22 protein-coding genes are annotated in these 20,302 nt (G+C 66.7%); 10 read left to right on the forward strand and 12 right to left on the reverse strand.

Annotated elements, in window-relative coordinates:
• The 3 genes from ORS3428_RS22865 to ORS3428_RS22875 all read right to left on the reverse strand — a co-directional run.
• Positions 1–304, reverse strand: a 304-nt coding sequence (locus ORS3428_RS22865; RefSeq protein ID WP_071100563.1) for a hypothetical protein, incomplete at its 3' end; no start/stop codon positions are given.
• Between the two features lie 152 nt (positions 305–456).
• The gene (locus ORS3428_RS22870; protein WP_071100564.1) at positions 457–777 is read right to left on the reverse strand and encodes a hypothetical protein; all 321 of its coding nucleotides are present in this window, start codon (positions 775–777) and stop codon (positions 457–459) included.
• A 212-nt stretch (positions 778–989) separates the two neighbouring features.
• On the reverse strand, positions 990–1,295 hold the full coding sequence (locus ORS3428_RS22875; protein WP_071100565.1) for a hypothetical protein: 306 nt from the start codon (positions 1,293–1,295) through the stop codon (positions 990–992).
• A gap of 269 nt (positions 1,296–1,564) precedes the next feature.
• Here ORS3428_RS22875 and ORS3428_RS22880 point away from each other — a divergent pair, with 269 nt between their 5' ends.
• Positions 1,565–1,918 (forward strand): cupin domain-containing protein, encoded by a 354-nt coding sequence (locus ORS3428_RS22880; RefSeq protein ID WP_071100566.1) that lies wholly within the window; start codon positions 1,565–1,567, stop codon positions 1,916–1,918.
• Positions 1,919–2,132: 214 nt separating this feature from the next.
• Here the strand turns inward: ORS3428_RS22880 and ORS3428_RS22885 are convergent, their stop codons facing one another.
• The 3 genes from ORS3428_RS22885 to ORS3428_RS22895 form a co-directional block, all read right to left on the reverse strand.
• The gene (locus ORS3428_RS22885) at positions 2,133–4,091 is read right to left on the reverse strand and encodes an acyltransferase family protein (protein WP_071100567.1); all 1,959 of its coding nucleotides are present in this window, start codon (positions 4,089–4,091) and stop codon (positions 2,133–2,135) included.
• A 357-nt stretch (positions 4,092–4,448) separates the two neighbouring features.
• Positions 4,449–4,931 (reverse strand): RidA family protein, encoded by a 483-nt coding sequence (locus ORS3428_RS22890; RefSeq protein WP_071100568.1) that lies wholly within the window; start codon positions 4,929–4,931, stop codon positions 4,449–4,451.
• 357 nt (positions 4,932–5,288) lie between these two features.
• Entirely contained in the window at positions 5,289–5,510 is a 222-nt protein-coding gene (locus ORS3428_RS22895; RefSeq protein WP_071100569.1) for a hypothetical protein, read from the reverse strand.
• Positions 5,511–5,798: 288 nt separating this feature from the next.
• Between ORS3428_RS22895 and ORS3428_RS22900 the strand changes: the two genes are divergently transcribed.
• The 3 genes from ORS3428_RS22900 (at position 5,799) to ORS3428_RS34260 (ending at position 7,678) form a co-directional block, all read left to right on the forward strand.
• Entirely contained in the window at positions 5,799–6,731 is a 933-nt protein-coding gene (locus ORS3428_RS22900; protein ID WP_071100570.1) for a hypothetical protein, read from the forward strand.
• A gap of 81 nt (positions 6,732–6,812) precedes the next feature.
• Positions 6,813–6,905, forward strand: coding sequence for a putative RiPP precursor (locus ORS3428_RS32625; RefSeq protein ID WP_108723145.1), 93 nt, complete (start codon positions 6,813–6,815; stop codon positions 6,903–6,905).
• Positions 6,906–7,555: 650 nt separating this feature from the next.
• Positions 7,556–7,678, forward strand: coding sequence for a hypothetical protein (locus tag ORS3428_RS34260; RefSeq protein WP_274534822.1), 123 nt, complete (start codon positions 7,556–7,558; stop codon positions 7,676–7,678).
• A 255-nt stretch (positions 7,679–7,933) separates the two neighbouring features.
• Here the strand turns inward: ORS3428_RS34260 and ORS3428_RS22905 are convergent, their stop codons facing one another.
• Positions 7,934–8,827 (reverse strand): LysR family transcriptional regulator, encoded by an 894-nt coding sequence (locus ORS3428_RS22905; protein WP_071100604.1) that lies wholly within the window; start codon positions 8,825–8,827, stop codon positions 7,934–7,936.
• A 136-nt stretch (positions 8,828–8,963) separates the two neighbouring features.
• Between ORS3428_RS22905 and ORS3428_RS22910 the strand changes: the two genes are divergently transcribed.
• The 4 genes from ORS3428_RS22910 (at position 8,964) to ORS3428_RS34325 (ending at position 13,476) form a co-directional block, all read left to right on the forward strand.
• Positions 8,964–10,418 (forward strand): MFS transporter, encoded by a 1,455-nt coding sequence (locus ORS3428_RS22910; protein ID WP_071100571.1) that lies wholly within the window; start codon positions 8,964–8,966, stop codon positions 10,416–10,418.
• 352 nt (positions 10,419–10,770) lie between these two features.
• The gene (locus ORS3428_RS34100; RefSeq protein ID WP_244508073.1) at positions 10,771–12,348 is read left to right on the forward strand and encodes an alpha/beta hydrolase; all 1,578 of its coding nucleotides are present in this window, start codon (positions 10,771–10,773) and stop codon (positions 12,346–12,348) included.
• A gap of 118 nt (positions 12,349–12,466) precedes the next feature.
• Positions 12,467–12,910, forward strand: coding sequence for a helix-turn-helix domain-containing protein (locus ORS3428_RS22920; protein ID WP_071100572.1), 444 nt, complete (start codon positions 12,467–12,469; stop codon positions 12,908–12,910).
• 230 nt (positions 12,911–13,140) lie between these two features.
• Positions 13,141–13,476: a hypothetical protein gene (locus ORS3428_RS34325; RefSeq protein ID WP_338011955.1), complete on the forward strand. Its 336-nt coding sequence runs from the start codon at positions 13,141–13,143 to the stop codon at positions 13,474–13,476.
• A gap of 41 nt (positions 13,477–13,517) precedes the next feature.
• Here the strand turns inward: ORS3428_RS34325 and ORS3428_RS22930 are convergent, their stop codons facing one another.
• From ORS3428_RS22930 to ORS3428_RS33385, 5 genes are all read right to left on the reverse strand, one after another.
• Positions 13,518–13,973 (reverse strand): MaoC family dehydratase, encoded by a 456-nt coding sequence (locus tag ORS3428_RS22930; RefSeq protein WP_083355266.1) that lies wholly within the window; start codon positions 13,971–13,973, stop codon positions 13,518–13,520.
• Positions 13,974–13,975: 2 nt separating this feature from the next.
• Positions 13,976–15,280, reverse strand: coding sequence for an NAD(P)/FAD-dependent oxidoreductase (locus tag ORS3428_RS22935; protein WP_157895985.1), 1,305 nt, complete (start codon positions 15,278–15,280; stop codon positions 13,976–13,978).
• 11 nt (positions 15,281–15,291) lie between these two features.
• Positions 15,292–16,518, reverse strand: a complete 1,227-nt coding sequence (locus tag ORS3428_RS22940) for a flavin-containing monooxygenase (RefSeq protein ID WP_071100574.1) — start codon at positions 16,516–16,518, stop codon at positions 15,292–15,294.
• A gap of 65 nt (positions 16,519–16,583) precedes the next feature.
• A complete protein-coding gene (locus tag ORS3428_RS22945) occupies positions 16,584–17,162 on the reverse strand; it encodes an OsmC family protein (RefSeq protein WP_071100575.1) in 579 nt (192 codons plus the stop codon).
• A 249-nt stretch (positions 17,163–17,411) separates the two neighbouring features.
• Complete coding sequence (locus ORS3428_RS33385) at positions 17,412–17,648, reverse strand: DUF1127 domain-containing protein (RefSeq protein WP_071100576.1); 237 nt, start codon at positions 17,646–17,648, stop codon at positions 17,412–17,414.
• A 222-nt stretch (positions 17,649–17,870) separates the two neighbouring features.
• On the opposite strand from ORS3428_RS33385, the gene ORS3428_RS22955 reads away from it, so the two are divergent.
• Together ORS3428_RS22955 and ORS3428_RS22960 are read left to right on the forward strand one after the other, a co-directional pair.
• The gene (locus ORS3428_RS22955) at positions 17,871–19,283 is read left to right on the forward strand and encodes an NfeD family protein (protein ID WP_071100607.1); all 1,413 of its coding nucleotides are present in this window, start codon (positions 17,871–17,873) and stop codon (positions 19,281–19,283) included.
• Entirely contained in the window at positions 19,280–20,053 is a 774-nt protein-coding gene (locus ORS3428_RS22960; RefSeq protein ID WP_071100577.1) for a slipin family protein, read from the forward strand. Before ORS3428_RS22955 ends, ORS3428_RS22960 begins: the two co-directional genes overlap by 4 nt.
• The last annotated feature ends 249 nt before the right edge of the window (positions 20,054–20,302 follow it).

Genomic DNA, 20,302 nt, shown 5'->3' on the forward strand with positions numbered 1-20,302 from the left:
TGACCAAGTGGTTATGGTTCCGGCGCCTCACCGTTTCGATCCGGCAGTGGCGGCCGCTGGGGGCATAGGGCAGCGCGAAACTGCTGTAGCCGCCCTGGTAGCCGGCGCCCCTATACTGGTCGTAATAGGGGCCGCCGTAATACGGGCCGTAGAACGGATATCCGCCGTAGCTGTCGTAGAAGTCGCCGAAGGGGCCGAAGCCGAAATAGCCGCTGCCGAGGCCGAAGAACACATGCGCGTCCGCTGGCGCGACGGCCACAGCAGCCGCGACGGCGATCACGGATGCAAAGAGAAGCTTTCTCATGGCAACCTCCTCCCGAAGGTTCGCCCTGATAACGCCCGCCGCGCCGAAAGGCTTCCGAACGCCGCCGCGCTCGCGCGAATATCGAGCGGGATTTGACGCTGCTTGAAACTGCCGATCTCCCCCGCGAGGGGGGAGATTAGCTGATCGCAGGCTCAGTACCTGCAGACGCGGACTGYCTCGTACACCCTGTGATGGTGCACGTGGTGCCTCACATATTCGACGTGGCAGCGCCTGTGATGCCGATAGTAGTAGTAGTGCCTGGTGTAGTAGTGMGGCCTGTAGCTGTAATATTCGCCATAATACGGGCGATATATGTAGCGATGGCTGTAGTAGGGCGCGTAATCGTCATAATAGTCATTGTAGTAGCCGTCGCCGATGCCGATCCCGAACTCGAGGCGGCCGGCGTTGGCCGGGCCGATCGTGGCGGCCGCCGACGCAATGGCTATGACGGAGGCGAGCAGGAGCTTTTTCATGGCTAAACCTCCTCCTTGAGGCTGATTACCTCATAAACGCGCCGGAGGCAGCCTATGTTCCCGATCGCTAATGTTCGCGAGCCCATCGCGGAAATAAACGGGAGTAAAAGCGAATGATAAAGAAATGTCCCACCCATCCCCCGCAGAAGCTGCGGAGGGTGAGTGGAACATCTCGCCCCTATGGGGGAGATTAGCCGTCACTCGGTCGAGTGCTAGTCGCAGACGCGCACTTCTTCCACCACACGGCGGTGATGGCGCCAGTGCTTCACGAGCTTGATCCGGCAATCATCGCTATAATACCCGCTACGATAACGAACCACATAGCGATCACGGTAGGGAGCGTAGTAGTCGTCGTCATAGACGTGTCGGTAATAGCGGTAAGGGTAATACCCGCCATAATAGTCTCCGTAGTCGTAGCCGGGACCCACGCCGATACCGAGCTGGACGCCGGCGCTGGCCGGCGCGATCGCAAACGCCGAGGCGATGGCGATCATCGAAGCAAGCAGAAGCTTTTTCATCGCTGCCTCCTTGAGGTTTCGAATGGATGCCCCTTCGAGGGATAAACGGTTTCGGGTTGGGCGGTGTTCCCGGGAAAATCGGGGTGTCCCGTCGGCGGCCGCGACGGGGAACTGCCGGAGCCTCCCCCCACAAGGGGGATTGGCCAATGCATGTTGCCCAAGTGTGCAGTCGCCATCCCCGTCGCGCCGTGTCGCGATATCGCGGTCACGGTCCGGCGCCATGCGCTATTCAACCGCCCAGCCAATCCCGGCAACCGCAGGAGCCACCGATGACCAAGCAGACCATCCTCAAATTCGGCGCCGTCGAGCATGCCGAGGCCGGCGACTTGCCGGGCTGGATCGTCGTCGAGGGCTCGCCGACCATGCAGACCGCCGTCCAGCACACCACCGAGGACGGCAAGGTGATGTCCGGCACCTGGCGCGCCTCGCCCGGCACCTACCATGCCACCTATACCGACTATGAATTCGTGCACATGATCGCCGGCCGCATCATCATCACCCCCGATGGCGGCGAGCCGGTCGAGGTCGGCCCCGGCGACGCCTTCGTGGTCGAGGCGGATTTCAAGGGTACCTGGAAGATCCTTGAGCCGGTGACCAAGCATTTCGTGGTCGTGGTAGGGTAGAGCGCCATCGCCGAAGCCGCCGATCTCCTCCCTTGCGGGGGACATGCCCGGCAGGGCGGAGGGGGGTGTGAAGGATCGCCGACGCTTGCGTTGAGAGCCCTCAATTGCCGGGCTTATGGCCTTCAGGGTGACACGCTGGCGGGACAGCACCCCCCTCTGGCCTGCCGGGCATGTCCCCCGCAAGGGAGGAGATCACTCGCTCGATCGCCCCGCCCTACCTTCCCACCTTCGAAATCACCCTCTTCTCCACCTCCGGTTCCAGCGATGCCGCGAAAGGCGTGGCCAGATGGTGCTGGTCGCGGAAGGCGAGCTTGCCGTCGATGAAGACGTGGCAGGTGGTGGCGTTGCAGAAGCGGTCGGTGAGGTCGACATAGGTGGCATTGGGCACGCTTTCGACGATCTTGCGCTCCTGGCCCGCCATGGCGTCGTTGGCGGCATAGGCACGCGTCTGGTCGCAAAGCGAGGGCGACTGGTTGCGCCACAGCGCGCGCGACACGCAGGTGTCGATATTCTCGTCGTTGAACGGCACGTCGCGGATGAAGGCGACCTTCAGCCCGGCCCTGGTCAGCGTGGTCAGCGTCGAGCGCAAGCCGGCCCGCCAGGCGGCGTCAGGCGTGTCCGGCACGCCCTTGCCTTCCCCCATCTTGCGCGAGGAGGTGAGCGCGATTTCCGAGATCACCACCAGGTCGGGCCTCGCCTGGATGATCTCCTTGATCGCCTGCTCGCGCCACTGGTCGCATTCGCTGTAATAGCGCTTCAGCTGTGTTGCCCAGATGGTGTAGCGCGAGGCCCGGCACGAGCTCTTCAGCCAGGTCACCACGCGGTAGCCCTTCTTCCCCGCCGCCTCGATCAGCGGCGTCGACCAGTGGTCGGCATGGGAATCGCCGAACAGCGCGATGGTGCGGTGGCCGGCGCCGAACACGCAGGGTTTCGGCGTCACCGGCTCGTAGCTCTGCACGCAGGCCCWGGCGCGCGCGGTGGCGGGCACCTCGGCGCTGGCCGCGACGCTGCGCTGCTCGGCGTCGAGACCGCGCACGACAAACTTGGCATTGCCGTAGGCGGCTGCGACGCCGGTGCCGGTCAGGAGGAGGGCCGGCACCAGCGCCCGCGCCGCACTGGCCATCAGCCAGCCGTTGCGACGGATCGGATTCTCGATGAGATGATAGCTGAGGGCCGAAAGCGCCAGCGTCAGCCCGAAGCAGGCGAGGCGTTGGGCGAATGTCAGCTCCTCCACCAGCATGCCGGCATAGACGATGATCGGCCAGTGCCACAGATAAAGTGAATAGGAAAGTTTTCCGATCCACTGGAAGGGCGGCAGCGCCAGAGCGGCATTTACGCCAACCCTGGCGCCGGCCGCGCCCGCCAGCAGCAGGAGGACCGTGCCGGCCACCGGCAGAAGCGCCAGAAAGCCGGGGAAGGGAGCGTCCTCGCTGAAGCTGAGATAAGCGATCGCGATCATCGCAAGTCCGGCCGGGCCGAATGCCCGGACGAGCCGCGGGCGGCCCTCGAAGAGCCGCGCCGGCGCCATCGAGGCCAGCCCGCCGGCGGCGAACTCCCAGGCGCGCAGCGGCGAGAAGTAGAAGGCCCAGGGCTGCGAGATGTAGGTCAGCCAGGCGCAGACGGCGAAGGAGACGAGGCCGACAATGGCCATCACGAGAACGATCGCGCGCCTGCCGGGCCGCAGCCATGCCGCCAGCATCAGCAGCGCCGGCCAGGCGAGGTAGAACTGCTCCTCCACCGACAGCGACCAGTAATGGATGAAGGGATTGTTGACCGCGTCGCTGGCGAAATAGTCGAACGACCAGCGGATCAGCCACAGATTGATCATATAGGCCGAGGCGAACATCGCGCCCTTGGAGTAGAGCACCTGCTCCTCCGGCGACAGGATGATCGCGCCGGCGGCGAGCGTCGCGGCGATGACGAAAAGCGCCGCCGGCAACAGCCTGCGCGCGCGCCGTGCATAGAAGCGCAGGAAGTCGAGCCGGCCGGTCTGCGAAATCTCGGCCGTGAGAAGGCGCGTGATCAGGTAGCCGGAGATGACGAAGAAGATGTCGACACCGACGAAGCCGCCCGGCAGTGCGGTGAGGCCGAAATGGAAGGCAACGACGCCCGCCACGGCAAGCGCGCGCAACCCCTCGATGTCTGGCCGGAATTCCGGCGATGGTGATGACACGAAGACGGACCCTCGCAACGGTCGTTCGCATCCCGCCCTGAATGCAAGAGTTGCGCCGATGCTTATATATCGCAATGCAACAAATCTAACGCAGTGCAACATAAGGGGAGAAAATCTCCCCCCTTGTGGGGGAGATGCCCGGCAGGCCAGAGGGGGGCGCTGTCCGGTGATTTCGTAATCCTAGGGCGAAGCAAGGAGCGAAGCGACGCGCGCAGACCCTAGGATGACAAAGTGAAAGCGCCTCTTCAGCAGCGTGCCGTTGCTGTCTTTTTCCGGTGGCGTCTGTCATGGCAGGTCTTTCATCGGTTGGATGCRGTGCGTCCGCCTATCGCGTCGGCGACGGCCCGGACAAGCCGTTCACCCCATCAACACCTCGGCCTCGATCTCGACCGGAAGATCGAAGGGCAGGGCGGCGACCCCGACAGCTGTGCGGGCGTGGYGACCGATCTGCGGCCCGAAGACCTCGAGGATGAGCTCCGAAAAGCCATTGATCACCGCGGGCGTCTGGGTGAAGCCCGAGCCTGCGTTGACCATGCCGTGCACGCGGCACCAGCCGGCGATCCTGTCGAGGCTGCCGAGCTCCCGCCTGAGGCTGGCAAGCATCGACAGGCCGACCTTGCGGGCCGACAGCCGCGCCTCCTCCAGCGACACGCGCTCGCCGACGGCGCCGAACGGGCCGGCGAGCGAGCCGTCCGGCTCCTGCGGCCCATGGCCGGAGATATAGGCGCGGTCGCCGCGCACATTCACCCAGGGAAAAGGCAGCACGACGTTCGGCGGCAGTTTCAGCGGCGGCGGCAGCACGATGCCGAGCGAGGCAAGCCTTTCGTTAGCACCCGGCATGGCAGGACCTCCCGAACGCATGGCCGCGCCGTTTCCCGCAACGTGGCTGCGATGCGGCAGCTTTCCGGTTCACCGTTCCTTCGTCAAGCTGGTGTGAGGGTTGGCCGGTCTGAGGGTTGGCCGGACCGAGGATTGGCCGGTCCGAGTATCGGCAGGGCCCGCGCCGGACTGCGGCGTTTCGCAGCTGGCGCGGGCGGGCGCCGGTCCCCGCGGCGCCAAGCCTCCCAAACCCCAGGCTGGCCGGGCGGCTCAAGCGGTTCGGCACTGGCCCGGCCGTTTGCCTCGCCGATCCCCGGAGACCGCCATGCTGTCGCAATTCCGGACGGAAAACCGCCAAGCGCTTTTTCCCGGAACTGCCTAAAAATGCAGGTCCAGCGCCGGCGGATAGGCCTGGCCCGGTTCGGCGGCCTTCGCCGACTGGCCGGGCAAAGGCACGATGCCGCCGGTGGCTTTTTGGTCGAGCAGCGGCCGGTTTTTTTGGCAGTTGGTCTTTGTCTCGGTCACCGGGATTTTCGTCCTGGCCTCGGCGGCTTGCGTCAGCGCAAGCGCAAGGATAAGTCCGGACAGAACGGCTTTCATGGCAGCTTCCCCTGCACCCGCCCGACGCGACCCTAGCGCCGGCCGCGCGGCTGCAAAGGCTGCGTGCGCGGAAGGCGGTGGAATTCTCTGGAATTCCTGGAATATTAGCATGTGGAAAATCGGCGTGGAGGCGCGGCGCCGGCGCGTGGTAAGGTTAGAGCAATTCCAGGAAAAGTGCTCAGCGGTTTTCCGTCCGGAATTGCGCACGGAACAAACGGTTGGAGCAGTTCGGYGGTTTGCCAAAACGCCGGCCTGCTTTTAGCCGCGAAACTATCGGGGGCTTACGGCATGGCGCAGCATATCGCGCAAAAACTGCGGTTGACGTCGGCCTTGCTGGGCACGGTCAYCCGCAAGGACCTGGCGGCGGCGTTCCGCGCCGTCAATCCGAAGACGGCGTTCGACCTCGGCCGCGCCGACAAGTGGCTGCAGGGCCGTGCGCGGCCGCGCGAGATGCGCGTCTATGACGACTGGGCGAGGGTCCTGCAACTGGAGCAGCCGGGCGCCTGGATCGCCGAGAGCGACCTGTCGAGCTTCACGGCCGCGATCTGCGCCCGCCACGGCATCGAGAGCGCCGAGCTCGAGCGTCGCGCCGGCGCGCAGTTCGAGGCATCGCTGGCGCATGACGATCGCGGCCTGAGCATCGCGCTTGTCGGAAACTACGCCTGCTATTCCCGCGCCTGGTCGCCCTACTATCGCGGCCAGTTGATCAAAGGCCGGCTCGAGATCGAGGCGGGACCCGGCGTGCACGGCCTCACCGCCACCTATCGCGAGGCGCTGCCGACCGGCCAGCTGGCGCTCGGCGGCCCGGTCACGCCGGCCAAACGCGGCCTCTATATGCACCTCAGGGAAGTGGGCGGCGACGCCCAGTTCTTCTTCAGCCTGTTTCCGCAGTCGCAGCCGGGCAGCGTGCTCGGCGGCTATATGTGCGGCACCGCCATCATCGGCCCGGAGGCGCAGCCTTCGCTGACGCGGATCCTGATGATCCGTCTGCGCAATCCGGTGCCCGACGCCTCGTGGGGCGGCTATCTGCTGCCGGGAGGTTCGATCGCCGACGACCTGGCGAGCCTCGGCATCGTCCTTGAGCATCCGCAAGCGGTCGACCGGCAGCTGGAGCAATTCCTCGCCGCCGACAGCGGCGGCGGCGCCAACCAGATCCCGCCGGCCGAATTCCGCGCCATCCTCGATCTGTTCGACCGCCACTGGCTGCAGCAGGCGGGATAGCCAGGAAAAACCCGCCGACCTTGACAGGGCGGACGCATCGCGTTCAGCTTGGCCGGTCGTTGACCCGCGCAGGAGCGGATGATGAAGAAGACCTACGAGAAGCCCACGCTGCAAAAGCGCGGCAGGCTCTCGGCAGCGACCTCGGCCGCGCCGGCGTCCGGCTTCTCGTTCTGAGGTCTGGCGGACAATCCGGCAATCGAAGCCGATCGTCGCCGCTCGCGGGCAAGACGCAAGAATCCGTAAGCGCACAGGAATTCTGCACCGCTGCGCTCCGCGCTGCGTCGCTGCGCTCCTTGCTACGCCTGGAATGATGAAGCCTGGCCAGGAGCGGGCGGCACTGCGCAGGTGCCCGCCCGTCCGGCGCCGCCGCCAAGCTGCTGAAACCCCGTCCGTCCCCAACAGCAGCGGTCATGGCGTGTGACCAGTGACTGCGCAGTGCCATCGGCCGGCCCTGCTGTCAACGTCGCCGCTGAGCCCTGCCGAAAGCGCATTTTCCCGTTGTGCAGTGTCGAAACCGGCCTGCCGCGATCACGCTATTGCCGTTGCGAAAAGCCCGGAAATGGCGGATTTCCGGGCTTTTCGACCACTTCCTGGGGCGATGCTGGCTTATATGCGTATCTGCTTGAATAAGCTCACCTTTCGCCGGCTGAGGTGTTTTGAGGCCCCGTTCTCAACCTGACTTTTTTTGGGTGCATTTCCCCTGCGGAACATCGCCGCCAGCGCGCCTTTAATCACCGGGTGGCGCCATCGCTTCTGTGTGAACCGCCTCATGGTGCCCTGCTGCCGGCATGCTAGGATGCAGGCCGCAGGCAGGGGAGGGTACGATGGGCGATCGGCTGCTCGAAGTGCTTGCCAGGCGCAGGTCCTGGCTGGATCGGATTGCGTTGGGGCTGCTMATCTTCCTTGCAACGCTGATTGCCGCGCTGACCGGCGGCGCCGGCGCGTAGCGTCGCAGAGTGGCGAAAGCGCTGACGCGCTAATCTCCCCCCAAGTGGGGGAGATGGCCGGCAGGCCAGAGGGGGGCGCGAAGGAACGCTAACGTTGCCTGCTACATCGCCATGGCAGTCGCGAAGGTTGCAGTTGTGAGATGCTGCCAGGCCGGCGGGACAGCGCCCCCCTCTGCCTTGCCAGGCATCTCCCCCACAAGTGGGGAGATCAGCTGTCGCGCCCGCTTTCGCCAATCGCAAGTGTTGCTGCGCGCCTCAGCGAACCCCACACACCTCGCGCACGATCCCCCGCAGCCAGCGATGCGCGGGGTCGGCGTCGAGGCGCGGGTGCCACAGCAGCGAGATGGTGAGCTCGGCGAGCTTCACCGGCAGCGCGAAGGTGAACAGGCCTTCGCGCAGCTTGCCGGTGTAGCGCTCGGGCACGGTGGCTATAAGGTCTGAGCCGCGCGCCAGCGCCAGCGCTTCGGCAAAGCCGCCGACCACGGTGGCGATCTCGCGGGTCAGTCCGGCAAGCGCCAGCGCATCGTCTACCGGGCCGCGATCGAGCCCGCGGCGCGAGATCAGGATGTGGCGGCCGGCGGCGAAACGGGCGGCGGTGGTTCGACCCTCGCTCAAGAGATGACCCGGCCGCACCACGCCGACGAAGCGATCGCGAAACAGCGCCTGCGCGCGCACCTCCGGGCCGGTCGAGCCGCCGACCACGCCGGTCTCGAGATCGACGCCGCCCTCGCGCATTGGCGCACTGTCCTTGTCGGGTTTCGGCACGAAGCGCAGTTGCACGCCGGGCGCCTCGTCGGCGACTCGGGCAATCAGCGCCGGGCCGAAATTCTCGACGAAACCGTCGCTGTTGCGCAGCGTGAAGCTGCGTGTGAGCCGCGTGAGATCGAGCCGCTCGGCGGGGCGCAGCACGGCTTCCGCTTCCTTCACCAGCCGGCCGACTTCCCCGCTCAACTCGATTGCGCGCGGCGTCGGCACAAGGCCGCGCCCGGCCCGCACCAAGAGCGGATCGCCGGTCGCCTCGCGTAGCCTCGCCAAGGCGCGGCTCATCGCCGATGGGCTGAGCCTCAGCCGCCGCGCCGCCCTGGCGACGCTGCCTTCGGCCAGCAGCACATCCAGCGTGACGAGYAGGTTGAGATCGGGTCGGGCCATGGCACGACCATAGCACGGTTGCGGCGCCATGACATGGCGTTCCATGCACCGATTGAGTGCAAATGCTGCGCGTTCCGCCATGTTCGGCAGGCGCCTATCTTCCCGGCAAGTTTCACCAGAGCCGGGAGAGAAGACCATGGCCGACATCGCCAGCACGCATGCCGTATACGCAAGACGTTCGACGACCGGCGCGCTGGCCAGCCTGTCGCTGGCTATGCTCTTGTCCTCGCTCGGGACCAGCATAGCCAATGTCGCGCTGCCGACGTTGAGCATGGCCTTTGCGGCCTCCTTCCCGGCGGTGCAATGGGTGGTGCTTGCCTATCTGCTTGCCATCACCTCGCTCATCGTCAGCGTCGGGCGCCTCGGCGATCTGGTCGGCCGCCGGCTGATGCTGGTCGCGGGTCTCGCACTCTTCAGCGCCGCCTCGCTTGCGGCAGGGCTCACGCCCTCGCTGCCGCTGCTGATTGCGGCGCGCGCGGCACAGGGGCTGGGTGCCGCGGTGATGATGGCGCTGACCGTCGCCTTCGTCGGCGAGACGGTGCCGAGGGAGCGCACCGGCAGCGCCATGGGCCTGCTCGGCACCATGTCGGCCATCGGGACCGCGCTCGGCCCATCGCTCGGCGGCGTGCTCATCGCCTCTCTCGGCTGGCGGGCGTTCTTCCTCGTCAATGCCGCGCTCGGCATCGCCGCTGTCCTGCTCGCCCGGCGCTTCCTGCCGGCCGACCAAGCGGCGAAGTTCGTCCGCCCAGCGGCGAAGCTCGCCCGCAAGGCGGGGAGGGGAGAACGGCCGCGTTTCGACATACTGGGCACGATCCTGCTGGCGCTCACGCTCGCCGCCTACGCACTGGCCATGACGATCGGGCGCGGCCACTTCGGCGGCACGAACATCGCGCTGCTTGGCATGGCCGCTCTCGGCGCCGGCCTGTTCCTCTATGCCGAGGGCAAGGTGGCGTCACCGTTGGTCAAGCTCGCGCTGTTCCGCGACCCGGTGCTGGCGCCTAGCATCGCCATGAATGCGCTGGTCTCGACGGTGATGATGGCGACGCTTGTCGTCGGCCCCTTTTTTCTGTCGCGCGCGCTGGGCTTGAGCGATGCGGCGACCGGCGCCGTGCTCTCAATCGGCCCGGTCGTCTCGGCGCTCTGCGGCGTTGTGGCCGGCCGCATCGTCGACCGTCTCGGCGCCGCCGCGATGGTTGTCGCCGGGCTGGCGATGATGGTCATCGGCTGCGTCGCACTTTCGCTGCTTCCGGCGCTCTTCGGCGTCGCCGGTTACGCGGCGGCGATCATGCTTCTGACACCCGGCTACCAGCTCTTCCAGGCGGCCAACAACACCGCCGTCATGGCCGATGTCGACAAGTCCGAGCGCGGCGTGGTCTCGGCCATGCTGAGCCTCTCGCGCAATCTGGGACTGGTCACCGGCACGGCGGTGATGGGCGCGGTGTTCGGCCTTGCGGCGGGGGCGAGGGACATCGCGACAGCGGCGCCGGAGGCCGTCGCCAGCGGCATGCGGCTTACCTTCGCGGTGGCGGCGGGGTTGGTGATGGTAGCGGTGGCGATTGCGGTGGTTGGAGAGTGGCGAAGGACGAAATGACAGCCAATCTCCCCCCTTGCGGGGGAGATGTCCGGCAGGACAGAGGGGGGTGTGAAGGAACGCCAGCGTTTCAGCCAAGATCCGACAAAACCAACCAACGCCGTGATTCCGGTCGATTGACCCGTCGGCGGRACAGCACCCCCCTCTGGCCTGCCGGCCATCTCCCCCGCAAGGGGGGAGATTGGCAGTTTCGGCGACGGCGCTTTTCTCCTCCGCAGATCAAATGTAATCCATCACACATTCCCCGCGCCCGTCATACCGTATCGACTTTCGTAAATTAGCTGATTTTGATATTGCGATGCGGCTGGCGTTCGATGAGGAGCCAGATGGCTGTTGAAGGGTGTCCGGCCGCATGACCGACGGTCCGCATAAGGGGCTGCTGGACTTGCGCGTCCTCGGCGATTTCCAGGTGGGCCGCGACGGCGTGCTGGTCGACCTGCCGCCCTCGCGCAAGACCAGGGCCCTGCTTGCCTATCTCGCGGTCACCGGCAGGCCGCACCAGCGCGAGCGGCTCTGCGAGATCTTCTGGGACATTCCCGACGACCCGCGCGGCGCTCTGCGTTGGAGCCTGTCCAAGATCCGCCAGGTGCTGGGCGACGACGAATGCGCGCTCAGCGCCGACCGCAACAGCGTCGCGCTGAAGGTCGAGACGGACTATGCCCGCCTGCTGCCGTTGGTGAAGGCCGATCTTTCCAGCCGGCCGACGGAAGAGCTCGAAGCCGTCCTCGCCTCGATCCGCGGTGATTTCCTTGCCGATCTCTCGATCGAGCGCTGCTTCGGATACGAAGCCTGGCGCAAGTCGATCGCCAGCGAGGTCGAGATCGTCGAGCTCGGCATATTGCGCGAGCTGGTCGAGCGCCTCGCCGGCGAGCCGCGGCGGGCGCTGCCGCTCGCCCAGCGTCTGCACCGGCTGCTGCCGGAGGACAAAAGCCTGGCGGGCGAGATCAGGGCGCTCGAGGACAAGGTGAGAGCGGCGGCCGCCCAGCCGGCCGGACGCTCCGCGCAACCCGTCGCGACCGGCGCGGCCCAGGCGCAATCGCCTTCGCCTTCGCCCGCAAGGAGCCAGACGCCCGCGCAGGACCCCGGCCGCGCCGTGCATTTCTGCCGAGCCCTGGACGGCACCAGGCTGGCCTATGCCACGACTGGCAGCGGCCCGCCCATCCTTCGGGCGGCGCATTGGATGTCGCACCTCACCTTCGACTGGGACAGCCCGATCTGGCGGCACTGGATGGCGGAGCTGTCGCGCCACAATGAGCTGGTGCGCTATGACGAGCGCTGCAACGGGCTCTCGCAGCGGGAGGTGGTCGACGTCTCCTTCGAGACCATGGTTTCTGATCTCGAATGCGTGGTCGAGGCGGCCGGGCTCGACCGCTTCACCTTGCTCGGCCTCTCGCAGAGCTGCGCGGTTTCGATCGCCTATGCCGTGCGCCATCCCGAAAAGCTGTCGGGCATGATCCTTTACGGCGGCTATGTCAAAGGCTGGCGGCTGCGCGGCGACGCCGGCGAGATCGCGACGCGCGAGGCCGCGGCGACGCTGATGCGCGAAAGCTGGGGCAAGAGCAACTCGATGTTCCGCCATGCCTTCTGTTCCATGTTCATCCCCGGCGCCACGCACGAACATTTCGCCTGGATGGACGATCTGATGAAGCGCACCGTGTCGCCGGACGACGCCTGGCGCCTGCAGAACGCCTTCTCCGTGATCGATGTCAGCGACCTGCTCGAAAAGGTGCGGGTGCCGACGCTGGTGCTGCATGCGCGCGAGGACAATGTCGCCCCGGTCGAGTCCAGCCGCACCATGGCGGCAGGCATTCCCGGCGCGCGCTTCTTCGAGCTGGAAAGCCAGAACCACATCATGCTCGAAGGCGAACCCGCCTTCGAGGAGTTCATCGCCCATGTCCGGGCCTTCGTCGCCGAGACGGCGGGATCGTAGAGGCCCGCGGGCGGATGCCGGCCGCCCGTCGTGAAACCACATCAACGGTTCACTTATTGCGTTTATTTCGGATATTGCGGATAATGGCGGCATCCGATGCCAATCAGGGACATGGACAATGACCAAGCTGCTCGGACGACCGGTCGTGCCATCGGTGGACGACGCCGAACTCGCCGCTCAGGCCAGCCGGGTTCTTTCGYGCACCCAGCGCGACAACGCCGAATTGAAGGTTCAGGTAGGCAAGGAAACCTTGCGCTTGCCGAAGAGCGTCGGCGACCTGCTTTACCGTCTTCTGACCGAAATGGGCCAGGGGAACGCGGTGACCGTGATCCGGATCCATGCCGAGCTTACGACGCAGGAGGCGGCGGACTATCTCAATGTGTCGCGTCCCTATCTCATCCGGCTGCTGGAGGAGGGCAGGTTGCCGTTCAACATGGTCGGAACCCATCGGCGCGTGAAATTCTCCGATCTGACGGCATACCGAAACAGCGAGGAGGAAGAGCGCAGAAAGGTCATGGAGGAGCTGGCTGCCCAAGCCCAGGAACTGGGGATGGGCTATTAAGACCTCTTCCTACACCGCCGTCCTGGACGCTTGCGTTCTTTATCCGGCCCCGCTGCGGGACCTTCTCCTGGAACTGGCCGCTGGGGGCGGTCTCTATCGCGCCAAATGGACAGAGGAGATCCATGACGAGTGGATACGCAACCTGTTGCGGGACCGCCCGGATCTCAAACCTGAGCAGGTCTACAGAACGCGCGACCTGATGAACCGCGCGGTCCCGGATTGCCTGGTTGATGGCTATCAGGAACTGTTGCCAAGCTTGGCGCTTCCCGACGAGAATGACCGCCATGTTTTGGCGGCCGCCATCGTCCGATGCCATCGTCACCTTCAACTTCAAGGACTTTCCAAAACCTGTCCTCGACAAATACAAATTGGACCTGATCCACCCCGACGATTTCATTTTCCATCAGATCGGCATCGACAATGCTGCAGTATTGGTCTCGGTTCAAAAATGTCGCGCAAGGCTGAGGAACCCTCCCAGAAGCGCCGCTGAGTATCTCGATACGCTGGAGAGGCAAGGCCTTCCCAAAACAGTCGGCCATCTCCGTGCTTATGCCGGAGTGATCTAAGAGTCCCAGCGTGGCTTCGCCAATACCTCATTGCTCGCTGCTCAGCTCTTCGCCAGCGGCACGGTGAACACCGTTGCTGTGCCGGTCAGGCAGAGCTCGCCGGCCTCGTTGCGCACCGAGGTCTCCAGCTTTGTGATCGGCTTGTCGGGGCGCACCTCCTTGACCTCGACGCGGCCGGTGATCAGCTCGCCGACGCCGACCGCCTTGACGAACCTCCAGCCGACTTCGAGGAACACCGAGCCGGGGCCGGGAAGGTCCTCCGCCACCAGCGCGTTGAGGATGCCGGAGGTGACGCCGCCCTGCACGATCAGCCTGCCGAACACCGAGGCCTCGGCGAGCGCCTTTTCGTAATGCAGCGGGTTGCGGTCGCCGGTCATTTCGGTGAACGCTTGCACGTCCGCAAAGCTGGTGCGCCGCGAGCGCTCGGCGAAGGCGCCCACTTGCGGGCGGCCCTTGGCAACGCCGATCCATCCGTCCTTCATCATATGCGCGGTCATGGTCATGCTCCCGTTCGGTTGCGATAGAGGCTCGAGCCGGCGCCGGCCGGCGGCTTGTCCTGGTTCGCTGGCGCCCGATAGGTCGTCGGCCGCGAGGCGGGCATTGAGCTGGGCGTGGTGYGGCGGAGCGGCATCGGCTGCCGCTCGGCCAAAGCCTTGACCTCGGCCTTCATCGCCGCGCTGAAGCGGCGGTGCCGCTCGCCGATATCGGCCAGCGTCCAGTCGAAACTGGCAATCGCGTCCGTGGTGTCGAGGATCTGGTTGGCGAACAGGTCGCGCTCCTGCCGCCAAGCCTCGAATGCCGCCTCGGAGCCGTCGAGCACGGCGCGCGCCAGTCCCTCGGCGTCGCGCAGCGCATCGGAAATGCCGTGCGAGGTGATCGGGTCGCGGAAGAAGCCGGCATCGCCGACCAGCGCCCAGCCCGCGCCATGCGCCTGGCGGATATAGCCCGGCACGCCGCGGAACGCCTGCAGGCGCACATCCTTCGGCGCCCGGCTCGCCTGTTCGGCCAGCGTTGGCGAAACCGCCTCCAGCACCTCCATGCGGGCGCGGCCGTGGCCGAGGCGGAAGCGCTGGTCGAACAGCCTTGTCGGCACCGAGGCGACGATGCAGGCGAGACCGTCATTGGTGGGGATGAGGGAACCGGCGATGCCGTTGCGGAAATACCAGTGGTATCCGGCACCGGGTTCGACCGGCGCGTAGCCATAGACATGGGCGGCCGAGACGGTGCCGGTTCGCAGCAATTGCGCGTCGCAGCATTTGGCCACCGTCGAGCCCATGCCGTCGGCGCCCACGACGATTTCGGCGCTCACCCGCAAGGCGGCGCGGCCGGCGCCGCGGATCTCGACGCCGCGCACGCGTCCGCGCGTGTCGGCAAAGAGGTCGCCGACCGCCATGTCGTGCAGGAACTCGGCGCCGGCCTTGCGCGCGGCGTCGACGAGGATGCGGTCGAGCACGGTGCGCCGCGGCGCGATCAGGCCGGGAAGGTCCGGCCCCGCATTGAGCGGGATGGTGATCTCCTCGTCGCCATAGTGGAAGGTGGTCGCCGTAATCAGCGGCGTGCCGGCCTTGAGCAGCGGATCGAGCAGGCCCCAGCGCGCAAGCTGCAGCACCGCGGGCCGCATCAGCGCATGCGTCGACAGCGTGTCGGAGCCATAAGGCCGCCGGTCGATCGCCAGCACTTTCAGGCCGGCGCGGGCGAGCAGCAGCGCCGTCGAGGCGCCGGCGCAGCGCGCGCCGACGATGATGGCGTCGTAATGGGCGCGCTTTGGCGTGGGTGGAAGGGAACGGATCGGGGTTATCGGCATCGGCATTGTCCTCAGGCGGCCCGCAGGCCATTGCGGTCGAGATAAAGGGAGATCTCGGCGGCGATCGCCCGCGCGTCCGTGCCGACGCCGCCGATGAAGTTGGAATCGCGCTTGCGCAGGAAGCGGAAGCCGAGCGCATAGAGGCCGGGCACGCTGGTGACGCCGCCCTGATGCGCGAGCTCGCCGTCGGCGCCGAGTGCTGCCGGCTCCAGCCAACCGAACGACCGCGCATAGCCGGTCGCCCAGACGATCGTGTCGATCGATCCGTCGCCCAGCGAAAGCCGTCGCGCGGAGATCGAAGGCACGTTCACCGGCTGACGCCGGATCGGCCGCGCGGCGCCGGCGAAGCGATCGATCTCGGCGAGCAGGCGCGCCTGCTTCGCCTCCGCTGCCGCGACCTGCGCGGCAAGATCGTCGGCGAAGGCGACGGCGCCGTCGGCGATTGCGCGAACCCGTCCGGTCAGTTCCACGCCGAGCGCCTGCAGCGTGGCGAGGTCGACATCGGCCTTGTCCGGCCGCCCGGCGAGTTGCAGGGAAGGCTGGCGCCTGGCGCTTTCCGGATTGGCGAGGTCGTCCGGGCGCTGCGCCATGAAACCCATCTCGCAGAGCCAGTAGAAGATGTCCCTGCCGCGCCAGCGCCGCGGCAGGCGCGTGTGCTTGCCGACCGCGAGCACGACGCGCCGTCCGGCCCGCGCCAGCTCGTCGGCGATCTGCACGCCGGAGGAGGAGGCGCCGACCACCAGCACGCCGCCGCGCGGCAGTTCGTCCGGGCAGCGATAGCGCGAGGCATGGATGCTGAGCGGTCCGCGATTGGTGCCGGGCGCGAAGGGAACGGCCGGCCGGTCGCAATGGCCCGTGGCCACCACGACGGCCTTGGCCGACCAGTCGCCGGCGCTGGTGGCGAGCGCAAAGCCGTTGCCGGTGCGCCTGCAGGAAAGGACCTCGACGCCGCATTCGACCGGCGCCTGCCAGCGCCGCGCATAGGCCTCAAGGCTTTCCACGAAGGCGCCCTTGCACATGAAGCCGTCGGGATCGTCGCCCTGATAGGGCGAGCCCGGCAGCCCGTTCAGCCAGTTCGGCGTCAAGAGCCGCAGCGAGCGCCAGCCCTCGGAGCGCCAGCGTTCGCCGATGCGGCCGCGCTCCAGCACGGCATGGTCGATGCCGATCTGGCCGAGGCAATGGCTGAGCGCAAGGCCGGCCTGGCCCGCGCCGACGATGATGACGTCAGCCCGTCTCATGGTTCCGTTCCGCTGGCAGGGAAGGAGGCGGTCCCGTCCGGACCGTCTCCCCGGCCGCTACAGGATCACTGGATGGTCTTGATCCCGACCGTGACCGGCACGCCCTTGGTCAGCACGTCGAAGACGGCCGAGCGGGCGCGGGCCTGTTCGATGAGCTGTTTGAGCTTCTCGGCCGGCGCATCGCCTTCGACCTCGAACGACACCTGGATGTTCTGGAAGCCGTTGCGCACCTCGTCGGAGATGCCGAGGATGCCGCGCAGGTCGATGTCGCCGTCGACCGAGCATGCGACCCGGGTCAGCTTGATGCCGCGCGCGGCGGCGATGTTGGCGACGCCCGCCATCAGGCAGCTTGCCAGCCCATGCAGCAGCCACTCGACCGGCGTCGGCGCGTTGTCGGCGCCGCACAGYACGCCCGGATGGTCGCTGTCGGCATAGAAGGGCTTGGCATGCGTCAGCTCCTGGCCGGCGCCGTGGAAGCCATGCATGACGCTCTTGCTGTGGGTGCCCTCGACCCATTCATTGTGGGCGCGGAACTGGAACTTCGCCAGCTCCGGCTGGCCGGCCACGACATTGATCGTCRCCAGAAGGTTCGGCGTGTCGACGCCGTTGAGCGGAAGTCGTACAGGTTTGGTGCTGGGTTGCATGTTCTCTGCTCCAAAGGTGGTTTGCGGCTTGGTCGCCGGACGGCCTTCCTTTGGCGGTCGGGCGTTTGAGCGAGAGTGGGTGTCACCGTGGAATTTTTGATGCACCCACCGTGGAAATCGCATCGCGCGTTTCATTTGCGAGGGACGTTCGCCGCCGCAATCCAACGGTCGGTGACGTGAGGCCAAACGCGAAAAACCCCGGCGATGCCGGGGCTCTTCGATCGGCCTTGAACCATTCCGACCGCCGCATCAGGCGTCCATCCCGTCCGTGTCGGAGGGCATAAGGCGCACCGAGGTATAATGCTCGATCTGCGAGCGGCTGATGCCGAGATCCTTGAGCAGATAGTCCGGCATCGCATGCAGCGCGGCGCGTTGGCTGCGCATCCTCATGGCGTGCAAGGCCAGRCCGAGGGCGCGGCCGGCGAAGCCGGACAGGCTGAAGCCAGGCCGGCGGGTTTCATAAGCGGTTCGAGCCAAGATTGACATCGTTCGTCTCCATCGTTCRCTGGCGCGGTCGACGCCGACAATGCGGGAAGGGCAATGGAACGGGCGTTGGAGCCCGCGTCGRAATTGCCGTGGAATCGTGAGGGGAGGGTAATCTCCCCCACAAGGGGGGAGATTGAGCGCTTCGGCGTCTTCGCCCTCCATCGCTCCCCTCATTGGACTTGCCCCGGCACAACCCCATATTGAATCCAAGGAGCATTGAGCGTGAAACTCGCGCGGGTGGCCCTTCTTGCAGCGGCTTTCGTGGCCGTTGCGGCGCTTTTCCCCTGCTCCTCGGCCGGAACGGCGGGGGAGAGGTTTGCCTTGAGCATCGCGATCGACGGCGCCATCGGTCCGGYGAGCGCGCGCCAGCTCAAGGAAGCGCTCAAGACCGCGACCGAGCGCAACGCTGCCGTCCTCATCCTTCAGCTCGACACGCCGGGCGGCCTGGTCACCTCGATGCGCGAGATGATTGCCGACATCCTGGCGTCCCGGATTCCCGTCATCGGCTATGTCGCGCCGGCCGGCGGCCATGCGGCGAGCGCGGGAACCTACATCCTCTACGCCACCCATGTCGCGGCGATGGCGCCCGGCACCAATCTGGGGGCGGCGACGCCGATCGAGATCGGCACGCCGCCTCTGCTTCCCGGCGGCGAGAAGGACGAGAAAGGCAACGGCCAGCCGTCCGGCGAAGCGATGATGGCCAAGGTGACCAATGACGCGGTGGCGCTCATCCGCTCGCTCGCCGAGCTGCGCGGGCGCAACGGCGACTGGGGCGAGAAGGCCGTGCGCCAGGCGGCGAGCCTCTCGGCAAGCGCTGCGCTTGACCAGCATGTCATCGACTTCGTCGCCCGCGACACGGCCGAGCTGCTGCAACTGGCCGACGGCCGCACCGTCGATGTGGCCGGCAAGAAGGAGGTGCTGGCGACGAAGGGGCTGGCCGTCGTGCCGCTGGAGCCCGGCTGGTTCATCCGGCTTCTCTCCGTCATCACCGATCCCAACGTCGCCGTCATCCTGATGCTGCTCGGCGTCTATGGCCTCGTCTTCGAGTTCCTCAGCCCCGGCGCGGTGGCGCCCGGCGTCATCGGCACCACCTGCCTGGTGCTCGGCCTCTACGCGCTCGACCTGCTGCCGATCAACTATACCGGGCTCGCCCTGATGCTGCTCGGCGTCGCCTTCCTCATCATGGAGGCCTTCAATCCGACGGTCGTGATGGGACTCGGCGGCGTGGCCGCCTTCCTGCTCGGCTCCGCCATGCTGCTCAAGGTCGAGGGGCCGGGCTTCGCCATATCCTGGGCGATCATCGGCCCCGCCGCCGTGCTGACGCTGGGGCTAGCGCTGCTCGCCGGCACCTATCTCTGGGCGGCGCGGCGCAGTCCGCCGCGCACCGGCGGCGAGGCCATGCGCGGCCTGTCCGTCGACATCCTCGACTGGGAAGGCGGCCAGGGCCACGTGCTGGCGCTCGGCGAACGCTGGCGGGCAAAGGCCGACGAGCCGATCGCGCCGGGGGATCGCGCCGAGGTGACCGCCGTCAGCGACCTCGTGCTGACGGTACGGCGGCGCAGTGCGGGGAAAGAGGGAGCGGCAGACAAGCGGGCAGGGAACGACGGGGCGGCAAACGACGGAGCAAAACAATGATGGTCGGTTATGTGGCCTATCTGGTCCTTGCGCTGCTGGTGATCATGTTCCTGACGGCGGCCATCCGCATCCTCAGGGAGTATGAGCGCGGCGTGGTCTTCACGCTCGGCCGCTTCACCGGGGTCAAGGGGCCGGGCCTCATCCTGCTGGTTCCCTTCATCCAGCAGATGGTGCGGGTGGACCTGCGCGTGGTGGTGCAGGACGTGCCGCCGCAGGACGTCATCTCGCGCGACAACGTCTCGGTGAAGGTCAACGCGGTACTCTATTTCCGCATCGTCGACGCCGAGCGGGCGATCATCCAGGTGGAGGACTTCCTGACCGCCACCAACCAGCTGGCGCAGACCACGCTGCGCTCGGTGCTCGGCAAGCACGAGCTCGACGAGATGCTGGCCGAGCGCGACAAGCTCAACAACGACATCCAGGAGATCCTCGACCAGCGCACCGACGCCTGGGGCATCAAGGTCTCCAATGTCGAGATCAAGCATGTCGACCTGAACGAGAGCATGATCCGCGCCATCGCCAAGCAGGCCGAGGCGGAGCGGCTGCGGCGCGCCAAGGTCATCAACGCCGACGGCGAGCAGCAGGCCGCCGCGAAACTGGTCGAGGCCGGCCGCATGCTGGCTGCCGAGCCGCAGGCCATGCAGCTGCGCTATTTCGAGGCCCTGCAGGACATCGCCGGTGAGCGCTCCTCCACGGTGGTCTTCCCGCTGCCGGTGGACCTGCTGCGACATTTCGGAAAGCGGGAGGGTGGAGATGGCGCAAGCGGCTGAGCGAAAGGTGGGAGGCCGCCGAAGCTGCTGATCTCCCCCCAAGTGGGGGAGATGCCCGGCAGGGCAGAGGGGGGCGCTGTCCCACCGGCATCTCAGCGCTTGGGTTGCTCGCCCCCATTAGAGGCGCGGTGGCCGCGAAGCGGCCGGAGACGGGGCCCGCGACCTTGGCGGGTTAAGTCCTAATCCTACGGAACTCTTCCCCTCTCCGTCTCGGCTTCGCCGAGCCACCTCTCCCCCACTTCGTGGCGG

The organism is Mesorhizobium sp. ORS 3428 (assembly GCF_001854785.1).
Classification (GTDB): domain Bacteria; phylum Pseudomonadota; class Alphaproteobacteria; order Rhizobiales; family Rhizobiaceae; genus Mesorhizobium.